This is a genomic window from Bartonella sp. AP19HLJMH (genome assembly GCF_042196245.1).
In the GTDB taxonomy this organism is placed as follows: domain Bacteria; phylum Pseudomonadota; class Alphaproteobacteria; order Rhizobiales; family Rhizobiaceae; genus Bartonella.
The window spans coordinates 1-735 of record NZ_JBHIPX010000088.1 but is presented as its reverse complement, the minus strand read 5'-3'; the positions used below and the strand labels follow the sequence as shown (position 1 = coordinate 735).

At 37.0% G+C, this 735-nt stretch carries 1 protein-coding gene and 1 pseudogene; both read left to right on the top strand.

Translation table 11 applies throughout. The features are described 5' to 3' along the window. A pseudogene (locus tag ACFINR_RS09520) lies at window positions 1-180 on the top strand (hypothetical protein); the annotation flags it as partial. 15 nt (window positions 181-195) lie between these two features. Further along, on the top strand, window positions 196-735 hold a 540-nt coding region (locus tag ACFINR_RS09515), incomplete at its 3' end, for a Rha family transcriptional regulator (RefSeq protein WP_375654246.1).

The following is a 735-nucleotide window of genomic DNA, read 5'->3' as shown; positions in this document are numbered from 1 at the left end:
GTGGATTTTGTTTTTACAAAACAAGAATGGAACAGACAGAAGATTTGTCCAAAATCTGAAATAGAAACAGATAAAACTGATAATCATTACTTCAAAATTCACGCAGCAAGGAAAATTGCTCAAGCAGAACGTCATAGAAACTATGGCAGAATATTATATCAAACCTTGTGTTTTTCTTAATTAAGGGGGGTGATGATGCGAAACTTTATTACAATATCTGAAAACAATTTTCAAAACACAACTGTTCCAACCATGTCTAGTCGTGAAATTGCAGAGTTATGCGGTAAGCAACATGCGCATATTATGCGTGATATTCGACAAATGTTAGGAGAATTATATCCTGAAGGGGGTCAATCCAAATTTGGATCCACCTATTTAGATAAACAGGGTAAGCCCCAAAACTGTTACAACCTCCCTAAGCGTGAATGCCTTATCTTAGTTTCCGGTTACAGCATGACATTACGTGCTAGGATTATAGACCGTTGGCAAGAATTGGAAAAGCAAGTAGTAACACCACAAATCGACTATTCAAGTCCAAAGGCTATGATTGGCTTTTTGAATTACCTACAAGGTCAAATAGATCAAAAAGACACCATCATTGAAGATTTAACACCAAAAGCCATGGCTCTTGAAAGCTTACAGCGTCATAATGGACTCTTCAGTCTTACAGAAGCCGCTAAAATACTCGAGATGCAACCAAAACAATTCATTCAATTCTTACAGCAAAAAGGGTGG